This is a genomic window from Cyclobacterium sediminis (assembly GCF_054781075.1).
The window spans coordinates 240,889-265,565 of record NZ_BAAGVC010000003.1; the positions used below are offsets into that span (position 1 = coordinate 240,889).

17 protein-coding genes and 1 pseudogene are annotated in these 24,677 nt (G+C 39.9%); 2 read left to right on the forward strand and 16 right to left on the reverse strand.

Annotation, left to right across the window (positions count from 1 at the left end):
* Positions 1–194: 194 nt before the first annotated feature.
* On the reverse strand, positions 195–755 hold the full coding sequence (locus tag ACYVHJ_RS03350; protein WP_460512547.1) for a hypothetical protein: 561 nt from the start codon (positions 753–755) through the stop codon (positions 195–197).
* A 665-nt stretch (positions 756–1,420) separates the two neighbouring features.
* On the opposite strand from ACYVHJ_RS03350, the gene ACYVHJ_RS03355 reads away from it, so the two are divergent.
* On the forward strand, positions 1,421–2,299 hold the full coding sequence (locus ACYVHJ_RS03355; protein WP_460512549.1) for an AraC family transcriptional regulator: 879 nt from the start codon (positions 1,421–1,423) through the stop codon (positions 2,297–2,299).
* A 65-nt stretch (positions 2,300–2,364) separates the two neighbouring features.
* Here the strand turns inward: ACYVHJ_RS03355 and ACYVHJ_RS03360 are convergent, their stop codons facing one another.
* The 15 genes and pseudogenes from ACYVHJ_RS03360 to ACYVHJ_RS03430 form a co-directional block, all read right to left on the reverse strand.
* Entirely contained in the window at positions 2,365–2,724 is a 360-nt protein-coding gene (locus tag ACYVHJ_RS03360; protein ID WP_460512552.1) for an SUMF1/EgtB/PvdO family nonheme iron enzyme, read from the reverse strand.
* Positions 2,696–3,502: pseudogene (locus tag ACYVHJ_RS03365) on the reverse strand (formylglycine-generating enzyme family protein). Before ACYVHJ_RS03365 ends, ACYVHJ_RS03360 begins: the two are co-directional and overlap by 29 nt.
* A gap of 174 nt (positions 3,503–3,676) precedes the next feature.
* Entirely contained in the window at positions 3,677–5,014 is a 1,338-nt protein-coding gene (locus ACYVHJ_RS03370; protein WP_460512554.1) for a purine-cytosine permease family protein, read from the reverse strand.
* 32 nt (positions 5,015–5,046) lie between these two features.
* A complete protein-coding gene (locus ACYVHJ_RS03375) occupies positions 5,047–6,075 on the reverse strand; it encodes a carbohydrate kinase family protein (protein WP_460512556.1) in 1,029 nt (342 codons plus the stop codon).
* A 69-nt stretch (positions 6,076–6,144) separates the two neighbouring features.
* Positions 6,145–7,269, reverse strand: a complete 1,125-nt coding sequence (locus ACYVHJ_RS03380; protein WP_460512558.1) for a Gfo/Idh/MocA family protein — start codon at positions 7,267–7,269, stop codon at positions 6,145–6,147.
* 4 nt (positions 7,270–7,273) lie between these two features.
* Positions 7,274–8,110, reverse strand: a complete 837-nt coding sequence (locus tag ACYVHJ_RS03385; RefSeq protein WP_460512560.1) for a class I fructose-bisphosphate aldolase — start codon at positions 8,108–8,110, stop codon at positions 7,274–7,276.
* 38 nt (positions 8,111–8,148) lie between these two features.
* A complete protein-coding gene (locus ACYVHJ_RS03390; protein WP_460512562.1) occupies positions 8,149–9,063 on the reverse strand; it encodes a Gfo/Idh/MocA family protein in 915 nt (304 codons plus the stop codon).
* 65 nt (positions 9,064–9,128) lie between these two features.
* Positions 9,129–12,164 carry a PVC-type heme-binding CxxCH protein gene (locus ACYVHJ_RS03395; protein ID WP_460512565.1) on the reverse strand — a complete coding sequence of 1,012 codons (3,036 nt, stop codon included), beginning with the start codon at positions 12,162–12,164 and terminating at the stop codon, positions 9,129–9,131.
* 58 nt (positions 12,165–12,222) lie between these two features.
* Complete coding sequence (locus ACYVHJ_RS03400; RefSeq protein ID WP_460512567.1) at positions 12,223–13,155, reverse strand: sugar phosphate isomerase family; 933 nt, start codon at positions 13,153–13,155, stop codon at positions 12,223–12,225.
* 17 nt (positions 13,156–13,172) lie between these two features.
* Positions 13,173–13,958, reverse strand: coding sequence for a PIG-L deacetylase family protein (locus ACYVHJ_RS03405; RefSeq protein WP_460512569.1), 786 nt, complete (start codon positions 13,956–13,958; stop codon positions 13,173–13,175).
* 3 nt (positions 13,959–13,961) lie between these two features.
* On the reverse strand, positions 13,962–14,984 hold the full coding sequence (locus ACYVHJ_RS03410; protein WP_460512571.1) for a Gfo/Idh/MocA family protein: 1,023 nt from the start codon (positions 14,982–14,984) through the stop codon (positions 13,962–13,964).
* Positions 14,985–15,013: 29 nt separating this feature from the next.
* Positions 15,014–16,033: a Gfo/Idh/MocA family protein gene (locus tag ACYVHJ_RS03415; protein ID WP_460512573.1), complete on the reverse strand. Its 1,020-nt coding sequence runs from the start codon at positions 16,031–16,033 to the stop codon at positions 15,014–15,016.
* A gap of 139 nt (positions 16,034–16,172) precedes the next feature.
* Positions 16,173–17,804 (reverse strand): RagB/SusD family nutrient uptake outer membrane protein, encoded by a 1,632-nt coding sequence (locus tag ACYVHJ_RS03420; protein WP_460512575.1) that lies wholly within the window; start codon positions 17,802–17,804, stop codon positions 16,173–16,175.
* A gap of 17 nt (positions 17,805–17,821) precedes the next feature.
* Positions 17,822–20,944, reverse strand: coding sequence for a SusC/RagA family TonB-linked outer membrane protein (locus ACYVHJ_RS03425; protein WP_460512579.1), 3,123 nt, complete (start codon positions 20,942–20,944; stop codon positions 17,822–17,824).
* Positions 20,945–21,642: 698 nt separating this feature from the next.
* Complete coding sequence (locus ACYVHJ_RS03430; protein WP_460512581.1) at positions 21,643–23,193, reverse strand: sulfatase family protein; 1,551 nt, start codon at positions 23,191–23,193, stop codon at positions 21,643–21,645.
* Between the two features lie 415 nt (positions 23,194–23,608).
* Here ACYVHJ_RS03430 and ACYVHJ_RS03435 point away from each other — a divergent pair, with 415 nt between their 5' ends.
* A complete protein-coding gene (locus tag ACYVHJ_RS03435) occupies positions 23,609–24,523 on the forward strand; it encodes a DUF5996 family protein (protein WP_460512583.1) in 915 nt (304 codons plus the stop codon).
* The last annotated feature ends 154 nt before the right edge of the window (positions 24,524–24,677 follow it).

The following is a 24,677-nucleotide window of genomic DNA, read 5'->3' on the forward strand; positions in this document are numbered from 1 at the left end:
TTTTTATTGCGATCAGCCCTTCGCTAATCACTAACCTAGCATTTTTATAAGAGGTAAGGGCAATTAATTTAAATTTATGTGAACCCAAGACAAAAAAAAAATAACTAAAAAAACCTATTCTATACAAGGTTTAAGCCCTACCAAGACAACTCGCTATGGTAGGGCAGATAATAATTTCAATTTGGTAATCCTCATCATCGACTGAAAGTCACCCCCAGATTGATTCCGGAACCCCATCCGGTATTTCCTGCAGAGCTAAATTCGGCCATGATCCCAAAATTCTTCTTATCACCCGGGTACCACCTTGTTCCCATTACAATTCCAAGTTTGGTATGACTCAAATAGTTTATATAACTGTGACCAATAGTTGGCCAGTATTGTCCAAAAGTAAAGCCAAAATAGGGTTCCAATCCTGCAACACTAATGTCCTCACCAGAAAACTCTTCCACTGCCTGAAAGGCATAGCCCACAGCTCTTAGGGTTAAGCCCAAAGCCATCCAAGTTTCATCCGTAAAGGTCGGCTTTCTTAAATCTGCCCCAACTGCTACACCAAAACTCATGTAGTTGGCTATGCCTCGTTCTACATATAAGGCTACGGGAGGGACTGTTGCACCTATCACACCCTTGCCTCCAAAAGTTGGATCTACTGCCAGGGTGTAAAATGTACCATCTTTATCTGTTTGAGCATTCGCTTTTTCAATTATTGCTACACTACTAATCAGTAGCAAAAAGGTTAGGATTTTTAACTTTTTCATATTTAGTTAGTTTTGTTGAGTATGGGGTTTGCATTTTTTATATTAAATTGTAACACAGCGCCGCCCACAACAAATACCATCGTAACCCATTCAAAGTCTATTGTTTAGGCGCTTTATAACTGTAATCAAATGTATTGTTAAATGAATAAATCGCGAATTAGAATTCGTGAATGGCAGTTAATTATTCGTGAATTCATCTGTTTATGGTGTGAAGTGGAAATGACTCATAGTTCAGGTGCTCTTTTTGGCATATAATGAAAAGGTGTGCATGATTGATTTTATAACTTGAGTATTCTTTTTGGTGGCTTTGCAATCAAGGCTTTTGCTACAACGAAGCTTTTGTAAACAAACAGGAAGACATGAAAATGAGCTAAACCTAAGCAACCTATCTACAAAAAATTCACCCAATCACCTATTACATCAGGCAAGGACAATCCTAAAAATAAAGTATTCATTATTGAACAGATTTATTTTCAAAAACCATTATTTGGATGCTTTTACTTTGGACCATTATCAGTCAATTATCCGGTCTCAATTATTTTGAATTTAACATCAGGAACGAATTAAAATTATATCAAACGAGATATTAACCTTTCCCTCCAATGGCCCTTTTTTATTCAACTGTATTTTTATAAATTAAAGCCTAATACTATAACCACTTAACCATGAAATGCAAAGAAATCAGATTACCCCAGGATCTTGACAAATCCTTTATCGTTTTTAGAGAGAAAGGACAATATATTCCTTGCCCATGGCATTATCACCCCGAATACGAATTGGTGTTGGTTTTAAAAAGTACCGGAAAAAGAATGGTGGGAGACCATATCGGTGAATTTCAAACAGGAGATTTGGTTTTAGTCGGCCCCTATTTACCTCATGTGTGGTCAAATGATCCAATCTATGTTAACGGACAGGCAAATGAAGAGGCCGATGCACTTGTCATCCAATTCAAAGAAGATTTTCTGGGTGGTGAATTTCTCAATCTTCCTGAAATGGAACCTTTTAGAAACTTTCAAAAGCTATCAAGACAAGGAATGTCCTTTCATGGCGCAACAAAGGAGTTAATCAATCCTCTGATCATAGAAATGATCAATATGAATGGGATCCAAAGGTTATCTAATTTGCTATCTATATTTGATATCCTCGCACATACAGATGAGTATGAATTACTGGCTAGCCCGGTATATGTAGCTCAATTGGATCCACCTGATACAGACATGGTTTCAAAAATTAAAAACTATATTCTAAACAATTTTAATCGAGATATTAGCCTGGCCGAAGTGGCATCTATTGCCAACATGGCAGTTTCCACATTTTGCATTTTTTTTAAGGATCAATATCGGATTACATTTGTTGAGTATTTAAACTCAATTCGAGTTGGTCATGCCTGCAAATTGCTAATGGAACAAAATCATAGTATTTTGGAAGTGGCTTATAAAAGTGGGTTCAACAACCTGGCTAATTTTAATAGGCAGTTTAAAAAATTTAAATCCATGACTCCAACTCAATTTAAGAGAACCGTGAAGGTGTCAGAAATAGCCTAGTAATAATTATTTCACTTTATGGTTTATTGTACAAAGTAAAACCTGAGAAATTATCCCATGGGATTTTATTGTTCGATTATCTTACCCAGACAAATTCGAAAACCATTTCTAGAGTCTGAATAACGCCTATTTTGAAGCCCTAGCCCAACAGCAGACCTGGCGTTATCCGGTACATCGTAATAATTACCTCCACGACAAACGGGTTTATAATTTTGGTGAACGGAATAGAACTCTTCATGCCCACCTTTTGGATCAAAGTGATCTAAGACAATTTCCCAAACATTTCCTAACATGTCTGCCAAGCCAAATCCATTTCTTCCTTTCTCACCAAAATGATCTACCGAAGACAGGAAAGAAAAACCATCACTCCATGGCACTTTAGCCAAAGGCCATGTCTTATTTCTTCTCCGGTAAAAAATCCACACTTGAAATATTTAAACGTCCCTCACCATCTCTGAGCTCATTCCCCCACCAATAATAAGTACTCTCTTCAATTCCCCCACGACAAGCATAGGCCCATTCTGCCTCAGTGGGCAGCCGTTATTCCATTCCCACAGGAAGTCTGCCAGCTGCTCTTTCCTTTTCTGTCAACCATTCTCCAAAAGCATTTGCATCATTCCAACTCACACAGACTACCGGATAGTCCTCCCTTAGTGGAAATCCAAAATTTGGATCTCTCCAACTTTTATCTCCTGCTTTAATCCATGGATGAGGTGGTGCTAAACCTGATATTTTCCACTCCGGATCAAATACCTGAGTCATGCCTCCCTCTTTTTCTGCATCAGTAATGTATCCACTTTCTTTTATAAATTGCCGAAATTGGCCTACTGAAACTTCTGTCCTGCCCATCCAGAATGGATTTTTCACTTCCATGGGTCGAGGATGTCCCCCCTCATATGATTCTCGCTCTGTACCTGCAGTTGCTCCTCCTTCAGGACCTGTGGCCCAGGCCTTTTCTTCCGGTGTGCTTCCCATTAGAAATTCACCTTCTGGAATATATACCACCTCAAGTGAAACAGAATTGCCTAAATTAATTATTTTCGATTTTTGATCAGTGCTGCTTGATCCCAATTTATTGGAAATCATATAGTCTAACCCCATTTGTGGATAAGATAAAGAATAATCAGAAAGACCCAACAAAAATCCTATAATAAAATAAACAAGTAACCTTTTCATGGATGATTTATTTAATCCGAAATACATGAGACAACCTATTAAGCATTCAATTATAAAACGCGACCTTAAGTACTGGATTACATTAACATTAAAGATGAAATAGCAACTTCTTCATCAAAGCCAGTCCCTTACAAATGTAAGTTTATGACTTGTATATAATTCTAGTAAACCGGTTCCCATTGATATTCCTACCTAGCTATTTCAGGAAAACCATTTTTTTAATTGAGTTTCAGGTGTAAGACCTTGATTCAGGGCAAGACGCATCCATGCATAATAAATTATTCCCGTTGTAACCATTCCATTGATTAATGAAATGAAAAACTCCTGACTAAAATAGCCCACCAAAAATCCTACAATCCAAGCCAAAAAAGCTGCAGGGTTGATGACCATATCCGGATTCCCTTCAGGATTTTCATAGATCTTTCTTTTCTCGGGGAAAAGCCAATAATCAATGATTACTGTCATGGCGATGGGGCCTAGCACCCAGGATAAAAACTGAAGGAAGAAGTTGAATATCTGATCAGGACCATACCAGGCAAAAAATAAAGCTATACACCATGATATTAGCAACACCAGCTTTCTATTTTTCTCTTCTGTTTTATACTTTGGCATAGGGGGAGCAGACATCATATTGGCACCGAAATAAATTGCAGCCATGGCGGTGGACCATGATCCAAGGAAAATTGCAAGAAATGAAATCTCTAACAATCCAAATTCATCCATTATCAGAAAAATATTCCATTCTCCTGTTGCAAGTGCTCCCAGCGTAGCACCGATATATTGAAAAACCATCATTATCCCATAGGTCAAAAACAACCCTATGGCTGCCTGCTTTCCATTTTTATAGAACCTGGTAAAATCAGAAATTACTGTATTCGCATGTAACCAACCCCCGGCAGCGGCGGTAAAAACAATCAATGAAGAAGCAGTGGCTGTGGGAGATTTTTCAATAATTGCCATTAAGCCTCCCCCTGCATCTAAGGCTCCCCAAACTGTAACTATTAATATAAACACGATGGCAGGTACAGCCATATAATTCACATAGGCGATCCATTTCATAGTTTTGTAAGCAGGAAGAAGGAATAAAATGGCCATTAATAGCGTAATTCCATAGAAGAGCACCGAATTCTCACTGCTTACGCCAATTATACTGACAAAAGAATCCCTTGTAAGGTTTAATATCACTGCAAACCATATTACGGTGGTGATGGCAATAATAAAATTGGGAAGCAATACCCCTTTATTTCCATAAGAATACCTAAAAATCATTGCGCTAGTGAAGCCTGTTCTGGCTCCAATTATTCCAATAAGAATAGCTACCAGACTATTGAAAAGGCCTGCCATGGCTATTACAATTACTGCATCCTTGAATGCCAGCTGAGTGCCTACCAGGCCTCCCACTAGCAAACTGGTAACCGTAAGCACCAATCCCCATAGGATAAAGGTATTGCTCCAAAAGCCTAAACGTTTGGAAAGAGGCAGCCTGGACCTGACTTCATCTCCTCTTTCTACTTGATTATCAATAGTTCCTTCTTCCATAGGGATTTCAATTTTTACATTATTAAATAAATTTACAATTTTTTATAACCGTATTTATCGCCAAACTGAAGGCATTCTCGCCATGGCAAAATGGCTTCAGTAGCAGTATTATCCATAAGACTTGTAGCTGCGGCAGTGACCCCCAATTGAAGGGAAGCTTTCATCTCCCAGCCTTCATTCATCCCGGCTAATACGCCTGCAGCAAAAGCATCTCCGGCACCTACTGTTCCTTTCACCAAGGCTTTAGGCATTTCTACGCACGGATGAAGAAGCTTAACTCCTGCTTTATTCATGGCTAAGGCCCCATAAGGAAAATGGATTATTACCCAACTCAAAACACCCATGTCTAGGATTTTTTTTGCTCCATTAAAACCATTGGGTATTAAAAATTTACCTTCTCCATCCATTAGTTGAATTCCTGTAAGGTTATGTGCTTCAAGTTCATTAATAAAAAGACAATCAATATAAGGAAGTGAAGGTGGTATTACCTCTGTATATCTATCCGATTGTTCACTAACAATGTCAGCAGATGTAATCATTCCTGCTTCCTTCGCCTTCTTAAGTACTTTAGCCGCTCCGGAAAGTCCATCCGAATGGATTTTATCTAAATTATCCAGCAACAACAAGTACCCCAAGTGGAAAAATTTTGCATTGGACACCTCAAAATCAAAATGTTTTTCTTCCAGTAAGGCATTTGCTCCACGGTGGTGAAAGAAAGTTCGTTTTCCGGTTGAGGAAACAGTCATTACATCGGTAAAGGAAGTATCCTCCCCTTTTAAGCGCTTTATTTGTCTCGTTTCAAGTCCAAGGCTTTCACATTGGCCCAAAATATCATCCCCATATTCGTCATCACCCAACACACCAACACCTTCAAGGGGGATTGAAAACTCCATTTTACGTATGGCCTTCAACACGTTAAAAGGAGCACCTCCATTGCCGGTATTTTGACTGAGAATGTTAGCCAAGGCGTTTTCATTTGGATAAACATCAATCATTTTGATGAAATCCAAAATCCAATTTCCCCCAGCCAGTATACCAATCCTATTGCCTTCTATCATCATTTTAGTAGATCAATGCCCGCATAATAGAAATGTTTACAATCACAATTTTGTTTTTTCACCTTACTAAGTTTAAGAAATAACAACTGCTACTTTATTTTCATGGGATTTTAATGCAGCCGCAAAAACCTGATGACTCATGATTGCTTCTTCAGGTGTTACACATCCCAATTTCCCATCTAGAAATCCTTCCCTTTCGGCAAAATAGGCTGCCAACATTTGCATGAAACAGTCAGGAAAGCCAGGCTCAAAAATCCCTCCGGTAATGGTAGGAAAAGGCACTTGAAAACCCAGGTCTACCCGTTGCCAAACTTGCTCTTTCTCTCGGTTGAAAGTCCATAGCACTTTGGTATCTTTGGTACTGTACCTGACACCACCTTCTGTACCTAGCACTTCTAGGTGCCAGGAGTTTGTTTCTCCAGGCGCCAACCTTTTCATTTCCAACATCATGGGCACTTCTACACCTTTAATAGAAATTGTAGAGGAAAGATGGGCATTGTTCCAAGTGTCGCAAACACTCCAGCCCCCTTTCCCGTCCGGTCTTTTGTTCACGATCTTTTGAAGCTGGGCATAAACCCTAGTGGGTTTCCAACCCATTCTCAAAGGAATATGCATCACATGCATTCCCAAATCGCCCATCACACCTATTTCACCACAATATTGAGACTGGCGTTTCCAGTTTATTGGCTTAAGTGGATCCAAGTCACTGGCGTGGTAAAACCCAGCGTTAACTTCAATAATCTCACCTAGTCTTCCGGACAATATTTCTTTTATTACCCGCTGCCCACCCGGAAAAAAAGGCATTTCTGAACTGCACCGAACGAAACAGCCCGTTTCATCAATCTTATTTCTGATAACCTCAGCAGCTTCTAGATCTATCCCAAATGGCTTTTCGGCAAACAAATCCTTTCCTGCTTCCAAAACCTTGAGGTAATACTCCAAGTGCAGGTGATGTGGAAGGGCTACATAGACCACATCCACATTTGAAGCATCCAACAATTCTTGGTAATCGGTGGTTAGCAAATCGATGGTCGGTATCTGTTCATACCATTCCAATGCTTTTTCGTTAATGTCACAAACGGCCTTTAAAACAACTTTTAATGGGTAATCATTGAGAACAAACCACCTTCCAAGTGCACTTGCAACCTCCCTACCCATCAAGCCTCCTCCAATTATGCCTACATTTACAGTTTTCATCTATTTAATTTGACTTCAAAAAACCAGCAACTTCTTGAGGAGTAGCATCTTCGTGAACAATGGCCATAAGGGCCCGTGTCATCCCGCCGGGATTTACATGCTGCACTACATTTCTACCGTAAACAATCCCTTTGGCCCCTTGTTTCATTAATCGATAGGTCCTTTCCAATATTTCCTCATCACTAGCTCGGCCACCACCTCTTACCAAAACGGGCACATCTCCGGCAACCTCGATTACTTTATGGTATTCCTCCACATAATCTGTTGGATCTGCTTTGATTAAATCGGCTCCCAGTTCAGCTGCCTGTCTTACCATGGGGGTAATCAATTTAATATTGCCATCTACCATGTATCCACCTGCTTTATTATTGGGCTGAAAAACCAAAGGCTCTATCATAAGTGGCATCCCATAATAATCACACATTGGTTTTAGTTTAAGGATATTCTGGATGCAATGATCTGTAACTTCAGGAGCTCCAGGGATATTAAAAAGGTTGACTACCACACATGCCGCATCCAATTTTACAGCTTGCAAAACCGGTTCTTCTATCATTCTGCTGTACAAAACCTTTTGTAATTCAAGGCCATAGACATTGGCAACATCTGTCCTAAGGACCAATGCAGGCTTCTTTTTTCCTGGAACTGACTGCAAATGATGCGCCTGACCAACCGTCAATTGGATCGCATCAGGATCTGCCTCAATCAAAACTTTGACGGATTCTGAAATATTCTCTATCCCACTCAAAAATGTATATTCACTGAAAAAGCCATGGTCTATGGCCACATCAAAACATTTACCAGATTTCTCGTTAAAAAGCCTGTTGATTCTACTTAATTTCATACTATTTTTATTTACTAAGGTTATTTCGTTTGATTGAATTAAATTTTCACTCTATTAATTGTTTCACTGATGTTTATGGGCTTTCCACCCTGTCTTTTACTTTCATCTGCCGCTTCCATGAAAGCATAAATTTCCATGGTTTCCTCTGGGGCTACCGGAAGTTTACCGGTAGTAATGAAGTCATCTATGGCCCTAACCAACCTCTGATAACCTTCAAATTTTCCAATTGATTTAATTCCGTCTGTACCAAATACTGTCCCTCCGAAACCAACTTTTCCTTTTCGGATTCCCCGGAAGTAACCTAACTTTTCCCCTGGCCATTTCCCTACTACAAGGTCAGTTCCGTTGCTTGAAGTCCTTGAGACCGTTTGACAACCGGTCCCCATTACACTGTAAAGCGATTCTATTCCATGAATACCATCCCAGTACATATCGACGTGGGATTTTTGGAGTGGAGCAGGGCCGAAGGTCTGAGCTCCCAGTAATTCTCCCACATATCTCCCTTCCTTAATAGAGGCATTTTGGGTTCCATAGCGCAGTGCTGAAGAGCTAAATATTTTCACGCCATATTTTTTAGCTTCATGAAAAATCTTCATGACGTTTTCCAAATTTTCAGCCAAGGGCTTGTCAATATAAACTGGCTTACCAGCTTTTAAAATAGGGAGAACTTGTGCTAAATGTGGTCTTCCATCATTGGTTAACAGCATGACAGCATCTGATCTTTCAATGACTTCCTCTATTGAATTAACCGTGGACACTCCTTGCTTTTCAATCCTCTCAGCGAAATTTTGAAGCTGTTTTTCGGGGAATTCAACATCGGGGTTACCTTTAGGGTGGTAAATCGACACAACTTGACCATTTAAACTGGAGTTCTTCCCATTCCAAATCTCAGTAAAATCAGCACTGTGCACAGAAAGCCCTATTATACCTATGCTAATTCTTCGGTTTACCATTGTATATTTTTTCTTTTTGGAATTAATGCCTTAGAATAATTTAAGGAATAGTTTAAAACAATGGTTTATGGCAATACTCTCATGATGCCCCTCATCACAGGCGCATGTCCTGGAAAAGTACATACAAATTGATAATCACCTGGCTTTGTTGGTGCTTTAAACTTCAATGTTTCAGAAGATTTGCCTTTCAATAGCTTGGATGCTGCCACTATTTTAGGACTTTCTGGGAGGTATTGTTTGGCCGGCCCATCATCTCCTAAGGCAATGGCCATTGAGGCAATTTCATCAGCCGCCCCTGGTTCTACTATGATTATATTGTGCTCCATTAAATCTTGATTGTCTACAGTTAGCGCAACCTGTTGGCCTGCCTTCACAGTAAACTCTGAAACATCGAATGCCAGCAATTCGGCGACAATGGTTAGCTCGGCAATGGGTTCTTTTACTAAGGCCAACTTGCGTTTTTCACTTGAATTTTCTTCCTTGGCAGTTGTCATATTGGCATGGTCTTTCATTTCCTCCTGATCAGCTTCCACATCAGTAGCATTTGCATTTTCCCAGAACTTCTCATAGAATGTTCTAAACTGCATACCTGAAATATTTGCTGTAGTCCCTCCCTGTCTATGAGAATCTCTATCGCTCCAAAACCAAGCAACTTTTTGGGCCGCAATCCTTGCTTTTTCTTCGGGAGATCTCAATACTGTTTTAAGCAATTCATTATTGACCACATTGTGCTGTTGGTGAAGCCACAAGAGCTCCAACATAGGAAGGGCATCTTCTTTACTTTGGGGATCTAGGGTTTTGGCATATTGCTGCGCCTTTTCAATGACTTCTTGGGTATTTCTTCCACTTAATTCAACTCTTACGGAATGCCTTATACCATCCACAGGGCTTTTAAATAATTCTAATAGCTTTTCGATTGGCTCCCCATAAATTGCTACAGGCTCCTGTAAGGGTCTATTTTTCGCCGTAATTCTATAAATCCGCCCATGTGCCTGATCTCTATTTATGTCCCTGAGATTATAAGGAGAATGAGTGATGACAGCATTGTGCCAATCTCCAAAGTATAGCGCCCCATCCTTTCCAATAACCCCATCGGAAGGACGGAAATTCGGGTCTCCTGTATAGCCTTCAGGAACCACTCTAGGTGTAGCTTCGGAAGAAGGACGGAAAGTTGGATCATTACCTGTGAACACCAAATCTCCTGCCTCCACACCTTCTACAACCCCCAAATCTTTGTATTCCAACTGGTAGCGCTTGATTCCTTGAAAGCCTATTACATTGTATATCAAGAAATTATTATCGTATTTCTCCGGAAAATGCTGACTTGACAAAATCTGATTGGAAGTAATAGGGCGGATGGTTTGCTTGAACAACGGCCTTTTATCAAATTCATTGGTGTCGGTTGTTGAGGTCACGGTTCTTTTGTAATAAACCTGAAAAGCTTTACCGGTTGTTCCATCCGTAATGAGTGGGTTTCCCCACTTATCAATGCTGATCCCATGGGCATTAGGCGTATTTTCTACCATGAAGGAGAAATCCGATGTTCTGGGGTTAAAACGGTAAAGTCCAGGACTTCCAGATTCTTCACTTTTCCTGTATGGCGTTTCTATATTTTCAAGAATGAAAATTCCCCTTTGGTAGTAGATGTTTCCATCGGGTGCATAGATCAAGTTGTTTGCTGTATGGTGGGAATCATCAGAACCAAGCCCACCAAAAAGCCTTTCTTTATAATCTGCCACACCATCGCCATCGGTGTCCTTAAGAAACCATACATCCGGAGCAGAAATGACAATTACACCTCCATTCCAAAACTCAAAACCCGTCGGGTGCGGTACATAAGCGAAAGTAGTCACCTTATCTGCCTTGCCATCACCATCTTCATCACTAAGATAAGCCAACCGGTCGCTCATCTCTCTACCCGGCTCCCATTTTGGATAGGTAGACCAGGAGGCTACCCAAATATTGCCTTTGGTATCCACTTGCAGGGCTACTGGGTTAATGATTTCAGGAAATTCATCTTCTGCCGCAAAAAGATTTACTTCTAAATCATCAGGCACCGTCATTCTTTCAATGGCTTCTTCAGGGTCTATATAGGTTAAATCTCGAACAATATGTGTCCCCACCATCACTGGAGACGGAAGATTGCTGTCATCTACTTCCAAATCTTCACCATTGGCTCTTGCCCATATTTTCTCATCTCTGTTGGCTGCCATTACATCAAGCATTTCCAACTCTCTTTGCAATGTTTTATAATTTCCATCTTGTATGGAGCGTGTGCCCCAAACATCATTACCACTAATGGCCCGATAGCGGTGAAACCAATACAAGTTTTTGTCTTTTACTGTTGTCCTAATGGAGTCCAATGCTACTTTATCTTCACTTGTACTACCCTCTAGGGTTTCAGTTATGAATTTCCCCACTTCATGGTTACCTTTTTCATTTAAATGAATACCATTTATCGTCAAAGGTTCTTCGTTGGATGCATACATTTGATTTGTGGCAGCAAACAAATCCACAAAGAAAACCCCTTTCTCCTCCGCTACTTCTGCCATTGCTTGGGTATAGGCCTGTAAGCGGGGATTGTTTTCAGAACCATCAGGGAAATTGGGAGAACCCAAGTCTTCATGAGCAATTGGTGAAAACAGCACCACTTTGGGTACGTTTATCGAATCATATTTCTGTTTGCGCACATGATCGATCCATAGAGAAAGCTGGTTCTTAAAAGTATCAGGTTGGTTATCAAAGGATTCATTGTATCCGAAAAATGAGAAAATCACATTCGCTTTTACCTTTGACAAATGACTATCGCTATCCCCAAAACCTTCATGGGCGCGAGGCCTATAGTGTACCTGATCTCCAGAATAACCCAGATTCCTGAAAACCAATTTTTTACTCGGATTAGCTGTTTGAAGATAAGTTTCCAACCACCCATCATGTTGAAACCGCTCAGCCAATGAATTTCCCACTATAGCAATTCTATCCCCTTCGTCCAATGAAAAATCACCTTTACTAGAACATGCTTCTAAATAAAGCAAGCTAACCAAAAGGAAAAGGTAACGAGCCACATGATTGGGGTTTTTCGAAGTTGTCAATAATATCATTTATTGTTTATTTTAAATACCAATTTTAATTTTCCAACCTAATAGAATGTAAATCTCTTTAGTGCATTTCTACAGAGCAGGTTCCTAAACCCGGTGCATAGAAATTAAATTGCACATTGGGATGATCAGCCAAAACAGACATAGGCACAGAAGTATCTGGTATTTTATTGGATATCATGTATGTGGTTAATCTTTGGCCGAAAGGATTGTCATGGGCCCCAGCATGCCAAATGGACACTTGATCTGTTTCCCAAGTTTCTTTAGGGCCAACAGTTACAGCTTGAGTTGGAATTAAAGGCACATTTCCCCCACAATGCAACCTTGAATTTTGCTGAATGGTGATTGGGTGCAAATCCAAAACCCTTGTCGGAAGGTTTTTATATTCTTCCACCGATTGTGGATTGTCTTTATAAGCCCCTTCTCTTTTTGGAGGTTCATTAAATGCCCAATGCTTGACATCGCCCTGTCCTCCTTGCATGATAAGGCACTTGGCATGTTTCCAACTTTCTATAAATTTGGCCGTATCAGCTTGGGGAAAATGGATGTTCTCCTCTGGCATGGCTAAGTTTTTGTCTATCCTACTATAACAAAGGTCATTAAATGCCTTTTTGAAGGACAAGGAATGATCAGCAGAAACCTCTTTTCCATCAATCACCCATTCGTCCATAGACCAGAAATGGGCATGTTTTAGGGAAATCTGCAATTCATTGACCAGTCTAGCCACAAGTGGCAATTGTTCCGTTGGCCCTATAGGCCCACAAAGCCCAACGGGATTATCAGCTGTGGCTCTTTGCCAAGTAGTAATGTATTCCAAGGCTTCAGCCAAATAAAACTCCTCAATGGTATCATAAAAGACTACTTTAAAACCTGGCCGAGATAATTTTATCATATCGGCCGGAGTCATATTTGCAATTTGGTCTGTAATTTTGCTACCCAAATCCAAAGTGGTATAATCCCACCAATTGGGTGCTATTGAACTTATCTTTCTCATATCTTTAATTAGCTAGTTTAATTGTTTACTTTAATAGGTTGTTTACAAGGCAAATAAGCATCACCTAGACTTTTAAGCGGATCAAATTCGGATTCCGAAAATCCAAAATGAGTCCTTCTTCTCCATCCTTCAGCATGAGCAAAGGATTCAGACATTGATCCTATTTCTACAGAAAAATCCTCCATTGCAGCTATATAAGAGTCCATTTTCTGACTGTCTTCCAACCAGTTTTTTTGACTTTTATGTGCGTCCAGGGCCTCCCTTTTAATGGCTTGAACAGAAGTGGTGTCAATAAATATTCCTGGCCAAACTTTGGCTCCAAAAGGATCCAATAGACCATGAGGAAGGGAGTGGTATACGGCGCAATTGTAATTGGAAGCGGCAGGAAATGAAGCCTTAAAATTGGGCACTCCTCTCACAAATGCGGCGGTTACCGCCAAACGGCAAGCATTCATATGGTCCTCCATATAGTCTATTGGTGAATGGGTAAGGACAATACTTGGCTTGACTTTTCGAATAATTCCTGTCAATTCTTTCAGTGTTTCGACCTCATACAAAATTTCAAAATCATCACATATTGGCGGATGAAACACTGCACCCAAAATTTTTGCGGAATTTTGTGCTTCAAGCAATCTTATTTGGGCTGTAGTTGTCGCGTCTGTTTCGGTGCTACCACAGTTGCCAGAAGATAAATTCATGTAATGAATTTCATATCCCGCGTTCTTTAACAATACCAATGTACCAGCCATCATGAACTCAATATCGTCTGGATGCGCTGCAATTGCCATAGCTATTTTATTCATCAATTAAAGCTTTACACTTTTCCCTGTTGCGGCAGACTTGTCAGCGGCAAAAATAATTTCATGGGTTTTCATGGCCTCTTTTAATCCTGTCAAAGGCATGTCAGTCCCTTCATTTATGGATTTGAAAAAAGTATCAAACTGTAATTGATACGGATGGTCTGCCACATCACCTGAGTCCAACATTTTCATGGACAATTCGCTCCACTTCGTTTTATCAGATTTCAATTTGTTTGAATGGAATTTATTGTCCAAAATTGAACCTTCACTTCCGAACAAGTGCGTATGAAAATAATAAGGCTGCAAACAATCTACACTTGCTGCACATTTGGCAATTTTCCCACTTTCAAACTTCAAAATAGTAACACTTGTAGTGGTATATTCATAAGGCTCAAAAATCTCACTTTTGGTTTTGGTATCGTAACTGGTGACCTCAGCAACATCAGAACCCATAAACATCAATAGGGAATCCAAAGCGTGGCAGCCTGCTGTGAGCAATGAGCTACCTCCGCCAGTCTTCTTAGCATTCCATTCAAATTGTCCATACCAAGGGCCTATGCCATGTAAGTAATCAATTTCACCATAATGAATGTCTCCAATCAATCCCTGGTCTACTACTTCTTTTGTGGAAATAAATTGGTTGGACCATCTGCATTCAAAACAGATACAGAACTTGACATCTGCAGCTTTCACAGCTTTTTCAATTTCCTGGCAATCTTCCCAGGATAAAGCCATTGGTTTTTCTAATATGATGTGCTTGCCCGCCTTTGCTGCAGCCAATGCATGTTCCGTATGTTGGTAGGTATAGCTACAGATAGAAACGGCGTCTATACTACTATCTTTAAGCATTTCATCAAGATCCGTATAAGACTTAATGTCCGTTCCCCATGTCTTGCTTAATTCACCATCATCATGTTTCCTGGAAGAAAAAATAGCAGAAACCTGTGCAAATTCCCCTGCATTAATTGCAGCAATGTGTGCTGTGGCTACCCAACCGTAACCAATAATTCCAACATTTAATTTTTTCATAATTCACTCTTTATTAAACAGTTAATAGATTATTTTAAAGCTTTCTTTAATACCTTTTCTAAGCTAACTTTTTTCCCTCCTTTATTTTTACTCTCCAGAGCCGCTTCCATAAAGGCATAGATTTCAAAGGTTTCTTCTACAGAAACCGGAGATTTATTTTGCAGAAAAAATTCCACAACTTTCACAACAAGTGAGCGGTAACCTGTAAATGACCCGAGCGTCACAATTTCCTTTTCTTTAAAAACAGTCCCCCCAAAATCACGCTTTCCTTCTCTGATTCCTCGGAACACACCCACTCTTCCATCTTTCCAATGTCCGATCACAAGGTCTTCTGTTGGGGAATGTTGAACTTGCTGCACTTCCACACAACCCGGCCCCATTACTGTATAGAGGTATTCTATCCCATGGATGCCATACCAAAACAAGTCGGTATGACTTTTTTCCAATGATGCAGGGCTATAGGTATGGGCGCTCAGTACTTCTGATGGATTGATACTTTGTGCACTCTCCATGTACCTTAAGGCCGAGGAGGAAAAAATGGGCACTCCATACTTCTTAGCCTCTTTGTAGATGTCTACCACTCCCTGTAAATCCTCGGCGACGGGCTTATCTACAAAAACTGGTTTTCCTGCTTTCAATGCTGGAAGGACTTCCTTCATATGGGGACGACCATCATTGGTTTCAATCATCACAACATCTACCATCTCAATTAATTGCTCCATGGAATCAACCATGGCAACTCCCATCTCCTCCACATCTTTTTGATAACTCTTAAGTTGTTCAGGTGTGAAATCAACATCGGGGTTTCCTGGTGGATGGTAAAGGGCTACCATCTTGCAACCATTAAGATCACTCTTCTTATTTGGGTCGTTAAGAATTTTTGAAAATGCGGCACTGTGTACCGAAAGGCCCACCAAGCCTACCTTTAAGTCCTCTTTGGGTAGGTTTTTCGCAATTGAGAACATTGGCTGTCCCAATAAACTCAACCCAAGCCCTCCAAAAGACAGTTCTTTCACAAAATTTCTACGCACTATTCTTTTATCGACCATTTTGATTATTAATTATCGTTTTAGTTTCTATTCTCCTCCTATTGAGAGCGGATATTGCCTGATTTCCTGTGATGAAATCAAGCATATATCCCTCTCTCATTTGTTGCAGTGGTTATTGTTTATTTTAAAGAAAACAGTTTTAGTAACCTGGATTTTGTTCCAATGCCGAATTGATATCAATTTCTGATAATGGAATCGGGATCAGGGCCATGTCTGCTGTTATGCTTCCTGTTTTATTGATTACTTTATAGTGTCCACTCATAGGCCCAGAAGTTTCCACAGCGTAATCCGAATAGTTGGCCGGATCATCTGTTAGCTTCATTCCATAAAACTGCTTGTTCATTACCTCTTCAAATATTCCCCACCTTCTGATATCCATGTACCTAATGGTTCTTTCAATACAAAACTCTACCCTTCTCTCTCTTCTCAAAATTTCCCTAAGCGCTGCTGGATCAGTCTCCGTCACTATTGGCATACTTACCGCTTCTCTTCCTCTGATTTGATTAATCGTAAGGTCTAGAAGGTCTTGGCTTATCCCATCACCATTTTCTATTTTGGCTTCCAGGTAACTTAATAGCACCTCAGCATACCTTAATAGAATGATGTCATCTCCTGAATTACCAAAATCACCAGCATAGTCCTCGGTCACATATTTCTTCCAGCCATAGCCTGTCGCTCCCGGCAAAGCAGCAATATTGTTTCCTGCATTATCCGGATGTGACAAAAACAATCTCCCCCGAAATTCTGTATATTCGGGAAGAAAAATACTAGCATAAAGCCTCGGATCCCTGTTATCAAAAGGATTTTCAGGATCAAACAAAGGAGACTCTTCTATAGGGAGACCGTCTGTCATCAAGAATGCATCCACCATTCCTTGGTAAGGGTTTACTTCTGAATAGCCACCATAAAATTCAGGGTGATGATTTCTTTGGTTGTGCGTATTCCCATACAGCCCTGCGATACAATTAGTGGAAAGTATTATTTCACTACTTCCTTCTCCTGCCTCTTCAAATATTGTCTTGTACCTGGGGTCTATTTCATGGACCTCTAAATCAATAATCTCCTCATAGGTAGCCATTGCCTCAGCCCATTTTTCATCAATCATCAGCAACCTCCCTTTGATACCGAGTGGAGCGGCTTTGACTATTCTGCCTTTTTCATTTTCCGGTCTGCTGGCAGGGAGATCTGCCGCGGCAGCAGTAAGTTCCTGTATGGCGAAATCTACCACTTCAGCCTTTGAGTTTCGGGTTTGGGTATTGGCTTCCTCAATGGTCATCACATTTGTAATTAATGGCACTCCACCGTAGAGAATAGACATGTAAAAATATTCATAGGCCCTTAAAAATTTTGCTTCAGCGATCCATTCTGCCTTTAGGTTTTGATCCATATCAACCTGCCCAATATTCTCTAGAAAATAATTGGCCTTGAAAATCGTCCTGTAAGCCCTTTGCCATATAGCCAATACTACCTGGCTGTCGGCTGCTCTTAGGTAACCACTGTAAATGTTACCAACTGAACCAAATTTATAGCTAGAATCATCTGTGGCACTGGACAAAATCAGCAATTCATTATTGTATGAATTATTGCCTACATTACTTCCATTGTAAATACCTGTGAGCGCAAGCATGGCATCACTTTGGCTGTTCCAAAAACTACCTTCTGATAGTTGAACCAAAGGCTGTTCATCTAACCAATCCTGACAACCACTTTGACTGAATAAGGCCAGCATCGACAAAACACTTACCAAGCCTAATTTTTTATATCTTTTCATAATCTGAATATCTATAGTTAAAACCTTACATTAACACCCACCACATAAGACCTGATAAGGGGGTAAAACCAATCTGCTCCTCCTGTCTGCATTTCAGGATCCCAACCTTTATAAAATTTGGTGATCGTGAAAAGATTTTCTCCGGTGACATAAAAGCGCACATTGTCAAGGAAAGTGGACCCTATAAGACCTTCAGGTAAGGTATAGCCCAGCTGTACATTTTTCAACCTCACGAAAGTTGCATCTCGGTTCCAGAAATCAACCGGATTGGAATTGTAAAAACCCGAGGCGGTAGCAATAATAGTAGGGTAAGCCGCATTGGGATCGGGGTTTTCCTGCGTCCATCGGTTTTCGTAGAAATCCCTTTGTACATTACTGTTGTTTTCCAATGGGAAGAAGAATTGGCCAAGGGTAACAAAGGCATCTCTTCCTCCTTCACCTTGAAACATTACATTAAAATCAAAATTCTTATAATCCCCATTCAGAATAAGCGCATAAGTGCTTAATGGCAAAGGTTTTCCTATTACACTTCTGTCATAGGTAGCATTGACCACACCATCTGGCACGCCATCCGGTCCACTGATGTCTTTGTATTTTATTCCTCCTGGAATGGCCAAATTGGAGAAAGGTTGGGTAGCATAACTTGAAACATCTGCCTCACTTACAAATAACCCATCACTCATAAAACCATACCTACTCCCAATGGGATAACCTAGAAACAATCCTCTAGATATATCTCTCTCTAGGTTGGCTATTTCTAATACCTTATTTTTAACCACAGAGAAAATGGCAGAGGCTCCAAAGGTGAAATCACCAATAGAATTCCTATAACTTAAATCAAAATCCCAACCTTTATTCTCAACTTTTGCTGCATTGGATTCCGAAGGAGTGGCTCCCAATAACCTGGAAACTGACACAGGATAAAGAATATCATTGGTTGTCTTTATAAAATATTCTCCAGAAAAAGAAAGCCTATTTTCAAACAAGGCCAAATCCAAACCTACATTGGTCATGGTGGTTGTCTCCCAGGTAATTTGCTTGTTTGCAATGGTTGTCACTGCACCCCCTGCAGATAGTGACCCTCCGAAGGGATAATTTTGCCCTAGGGCTATAAGGTCTTGATAAGGGTAATTGGCTATGGATTGGTTACCCAATTTCCCCCATGAACCTCTAACTTTGAAATCTGCTACCCAAGGAAAGGCATTTTGAAAAAATTCTTCCTGGGCAACCCTCCATCCAGCGGAAAAGGAAGGAAACAATCCCCATCTACTTTCTTCCGGAAACCTTGAAGACCCATCGTAACGGAAATTAGCCTCGAGCAGATATTTATCCTGAAAGTCATAATTTAACCTTCCAAAATAGGAAGACAATGTATTCCTTGCCGCTCCTCCAGTGTTGGTAGCACGTACCGTTGCTCCAGCATCAATTTCGTAGATTTGATTGTTAGGGAAATCGTCTCTAAAAGCACCCAAATATTTGGAGCTGTAGGCTTGAGCAGACCGTCCCAAAAGGACCTGAAAGGAATGGTCATCAATAACTTTAGTATATTCAAGAAAAGCCTGAAGGGTCAATGCGGTACTTTGATTCCAACTTGTCCGTAAACTATTCCTCTGGATGCCATAAGTTGAGGTAATTGGGTAGGTCGCGATAAAGGTTTTATTCTCGGTATGACCTTGTGTATATCCAGCCTGTCCGGTAATTTTCAGGTCATTGGTTATCTGCCAGATCATACTTCCATTGGTATAGATATTTGATTCCTCCCCGGAGACGAAAGATTGACTGTTTAAGTCTGCTTCAGGATGGGAAGTTTCATTTCTTCCATACAACCCATCTGCAGTAAAGCCTGGAATAGCATTGGAATTTCTCATGGCACCTCCTATGATACCTCCAATACCTCCACTTCCATAGGGCCCAGAAGGTTCATTATAATTGGCTTTATTACCTGCTAATTTGACACTAATGCTTAATTTATCATTGAGCTTGCTGTCAAGATTAAGCCGTAAGTTAATCCGGTCAGCGTCAGTCTTGGCTATGATCCCTTGTTGGTCATAATAACCTAAAGAAAACATGTATTGGGTTTCGGCAGTACCACCACTTACAGATAAGTCATGCTTGGTTTCTGTTCCTTGGCCTGAGCCAAATAAATGTCCGATATGATCAAAATTGGGATAATCCGGATCATTGCCAGACCTGAACAATTCAATCTCATCATCAGTATACCTTCTCTGCTGACCTAAGTTTTGAGTATTTTCATTTACTGCCATTCCATACTCCCATGAATTCAGCATCTCTGGAATCATCGTAGGAGACTGACTACTTACATAGGCATTGTACCTAAAAACTGGCGTGCCTGATTTGCCTTTTTTGGTTTCTATTAGAACGACACCATTTGCAGCTTTGGAACCAAATATTGCAGCAGAAGCAGCATCCTTTAAAACGGAAATACTTTCTATATCATTGGGGTCTACATCATCCAGGGAGGATTCAATCATGTCGACCAAAACCAAAGGGCTATTTCCAGCTGAGCTAAAAGTACCTTGCCCTCTTATTAATAGAGATGCACTATTTTTTCCGGGATTACCCGAATTTTGCCTGACTGAAATCCCACTCATCTGCCCTTGTAAAGCAAGGGATGATTTAGGAACAGCCCGTTTCTCTAAGGCTTCGTTAGTTACTGTGGCTACTGAACCAGTTAAATTCACTTTTTTCTTGCTACCATATCCAACTACAACCACTTCATCCAAGCCTTGAAGATCCTCCTCCAAGGCAATATTAATAAGGCTTCTGCCCAGAATTGGAACTTCTTGAGTAATGAACCCTATGGACGAAAAGATTAAGGATTCTGCCTCATCTTGTACGGTAATTTTATAATTACCATCTACATCTGTGACAGTGCCTGTAGAGGTACCTTTCACCAGAATATTCACTCCCGGTAAACCAATTCCATCAGTCTGGGAAGTAATCTTCCCTGTTATATTAATAACATATGTCACGTTATTAATATGATTCTCGAACTTACTAGCTAATGCCCCTTCCCTTTCTGAGGCATAGCCGGGACCATTAAAAATTAGTGGTGCCATGATCCCCAAAAACAAGAAACTTAATAATCTCGTAAGTGGCCTGTAAATTAATTTTTTCATACTTTAGTGGTCGTGGATTAAACTTAGTTTTTCTGCATTTCCTATTCATTTTCAGATTGCGAATTGATATAAATGGATAGGATCAATTAACCGCCGGAGCTCAGTAGGATGAGTTCCGGCTTTTTTATTATTATTTTATCATCTGTAGTAAAAGCGACATCTACTGGAACTACGATAATCTATATACCAAATTTAATTATTCCCTAAAGGATAATCCAATACTTTTTACTAGATCTAAGGTACTATTTTATAGAATGGTTACTATTCGATTTAATTTTAATGCATCTTCTAATATTTATTTACAAAAGAATCCATAAAAATTCATTTACAAACAAAACTATATTAATTTGCATTTTACAATCAAACCAATAATCTTGGATTTCAACACACCAAAAGTAGATTACCTATTTCTCCTGAAAGACAAATTCAAAACTGAATTTTTGAAAAAGACCTACTCTAGGTTTAAAAAAATGTAGCGCCCAATTAAAATGGTCTATAAACGATTAGTGTAATTCAATAAATTGCGTAGAAAAAATTTCTATACCTAAAACCATCTCATCTCGGTGGTTTTCAAGTCCTGCTAAAAATCCATAATGAATAGAAAAAGCTCCAACAGAATTGTTTTGGTATAAGTGACATTCAAAAAAGAGGAAGGTGTCTTTTACGTTAAAAAGAAATTAGAATTGATCCTAGACAAATCACTTCATTATAACTGGAAGCGGATTAGTAATTCTTCCCGGCCTTCGTTGGTTAGCTCCTGTCCTATTACGATCGCCCAAATTATATTTGGCAAAGGCTGCCAATTCGGTCAATCTATCTACTACCTCAGGGTTTTCGATAGCCAGGTTTTTTGAAGAGGTAACGTCATTAACCACATCGATAAGAATGGGTTTATTTTCTTCTCCGGTTTTAAAGTAAGGATGTTGAACAAATTCTTTTAAGGGTAAAAATAACTTCCAATCCCCAGATCTTATGGCTTGAAGTTGATCCATATAATAATAGTAAAAAACCTCGTGGGGTGTTTTGGCACCTTTGTTTCCTAAGATTAATGGAAGAATATTCTTTCCATCAATAATTCTATCCTGAGGAATCTCTGCCCGCGACAGATGGGCAAAAGTGGGTAAAAAGTCCATTGTTGTAGCCATTTCCTCACTAACCGTTCCCTCAGGAATGGTACCCGGCCACCAAAAAATTGTAGGCACTCTAAAGGCTCCCTCAGCGGTTGTGTATCCACGTCCTTGCAAAGGAAGGTTCGTCCCCCTAATAATGCTTGTTGGATCCTCAGTCATTGGTGCACCATTGTCTGAAGTAAAAACCAACATGGTATTTTCTTCTATACCCAACTCGGCTAACTTATCCATTATTTGGCCCACCGACCAATCCAGCTCCTCCACACTGTCGCCCCATGGTCCTCCTTTACTTTTCCCTTTGAAAGCCTCGCTAGCAAAAGGCGTGGCCGTGCTCCCGGGCATTGCCTGAGGCAAATAAAGAAAAAATGGTTCATTTTGGTTTTCAGTTATGAATTCCAAAGCCTTCTCGGTATAATCTTTTGTCAGTAAATTTCTATCAACACCTCCCATTACTACTTTCTCATTCTCCATCACAGGCAATGGAGGCCAATTCTCACCGTTAAACTTTTTCCCCAATCGCAAGCCTACCTCTCGGGTCATGTCATCACTATAGGGTATCCCGTAAAAATAATCAAAGCCCTGGTTGGTGGGCAAAAATTCAGGTTGGTCTCCTAAATGCCATTTCCCTATAATTCCTGTTTTGTAACCAATACTTTTTAGTACTTCGGCTATTGTTACTTCTTCAGGATTTAATCCATAAGGTGAAATAGGTCTTAATACTAAACCATCTCTGGGATTGACATGCATGCCTACCCGCTGAGCGTAACAACCTGTCATAATGGAAGCCCTGGAAGGTGTACAAACCCCAGCAGTAACCAAAAAATTAGTAAATTTTCGTCCTTCTTTGGCCATTCGATTTAATTCCGGAGTACGGATAACTTTTGAGCCAAAAGGCTCAATGTCCCCATAACCCAAGTTGTCGCAGAATATGATAATAAAGTTAGGTGTCTTTTTTATCGTATCGATTTGTTCCAGACCCGTGGAATCATTTCTTAAATTCACTTTCAAAACCATCGCCTTAAGCTGAGTACTATCCATTAACAGCAAGGAAATGCAAACAAAATAAATGGAAATGCATTGGCCTTTGCTACTTTGATTTGAACTAGAAAAGTTTTCCATTTTATTAAGATTTTTAAATCGAAGTATTTATTCGGATGTATAAAAATATGGCTTATTAAACAAAAAAACTTATAATATATTCTATTTTACTGGTATTATATCATAAAACCTCATCAATTTATGGATAAATAAATTTTTCCAACACAGTAAACCACATTTTAATAACCAGCAATGTTCCTGAAAAATACAATCAAGATATTTTTTATTATTCCGAATTATACAATGAACTTAGGTTGTAAAATCAATCATTTCTAATACCGGGAGAACTGAAATTCAAAAGGTTATCGATAAAAACAGAATATGGAATTGTTTTTTATTTTCCGTATTTTGAATTCTAGTTGACAACTTTGTTATAATAAATGACAACTATTGAATCATTGCTGTTCCCTACCCTAACAATTTAACCCTGAAAATCATGAGTAAGCACCTATCAACTGAATGGCCGATATTAGATTTTGCAACAATGCAGGAAACTGTTGAAACCATGCATCAATGGCTTCAAATAATTGGAAAGATCCGTTTAAAGGCCATGCCTTGGTTAAATCACTCTTGGCATTGTACCCTATACATTTCTCCCGCAGGTTATACCACCAATGCTATTTGTTTTGAAGGTGGCACCTTTGAATTGGAGCTGGATTTTATACACCACCAACTACAAATCAAATGTGCCAATGCACCGACACAACATATCCCTTTAGCAACAAGTACGGTTGCTGATTTTTATCACAAACTCTTTGAGAAATTGGCTAAAATAGGGGTAAATGTCAAAATCCATGGTCGACCCAACGAAATGGATCCGGCCATACCCTTTACCTCAAATACGGCAATCAGTCCTTACAATCCACATGCTGCCAACCTACTTTGGAAAGCCATGCTCAAGTCAAATGGTGTATTCAATAAATTCCGAAGTGGGTTTATTGGTAAATCCAGCCCAGTACACCTTTTTTGGGGTGCCTTTGATTTGGCTGTAACGCGATTTTCTGGAAGAACCGCCCCATTACATCAGGGTGGAGTTCCGAATATGCCATTGGAAGTCATGCAGGAGGCCTATTCTCATGAGGTAAGTAGTGCCGGTTTTTGGCCGGGATCAAAAGACTCCCCCATACCTGTTTATTACGCGTATGCTTATCCAGGAGATGAAGCTTATGCCAAGCAAAAGGTATTGCCCGAACAGGCATTTTACAGCCCGGAAATGGGTGAGTTTTTCTTGAAGTATGAAGATGTTCAATCGGCCTCGGACCCCGACAAAATGCTACTTGATTTTCTAAATACGACCTATGAAGCAGCAGCCAATACCTCAAACTGGGACCGAGAGGCATTGGAAAGGTAAAAGACGCATATTTAAATAGCTACGTTTTTTGGTAGGAACACTTATCTGTAAACTTTTTTATCTCAATTATTCACCACCGCTGGCTGAGCCTGTCGAAGCCAACGGTATTGTAGTCCGGTGTCTGAGCGTAGTCGAAGTCAACCTAAGGATCAAC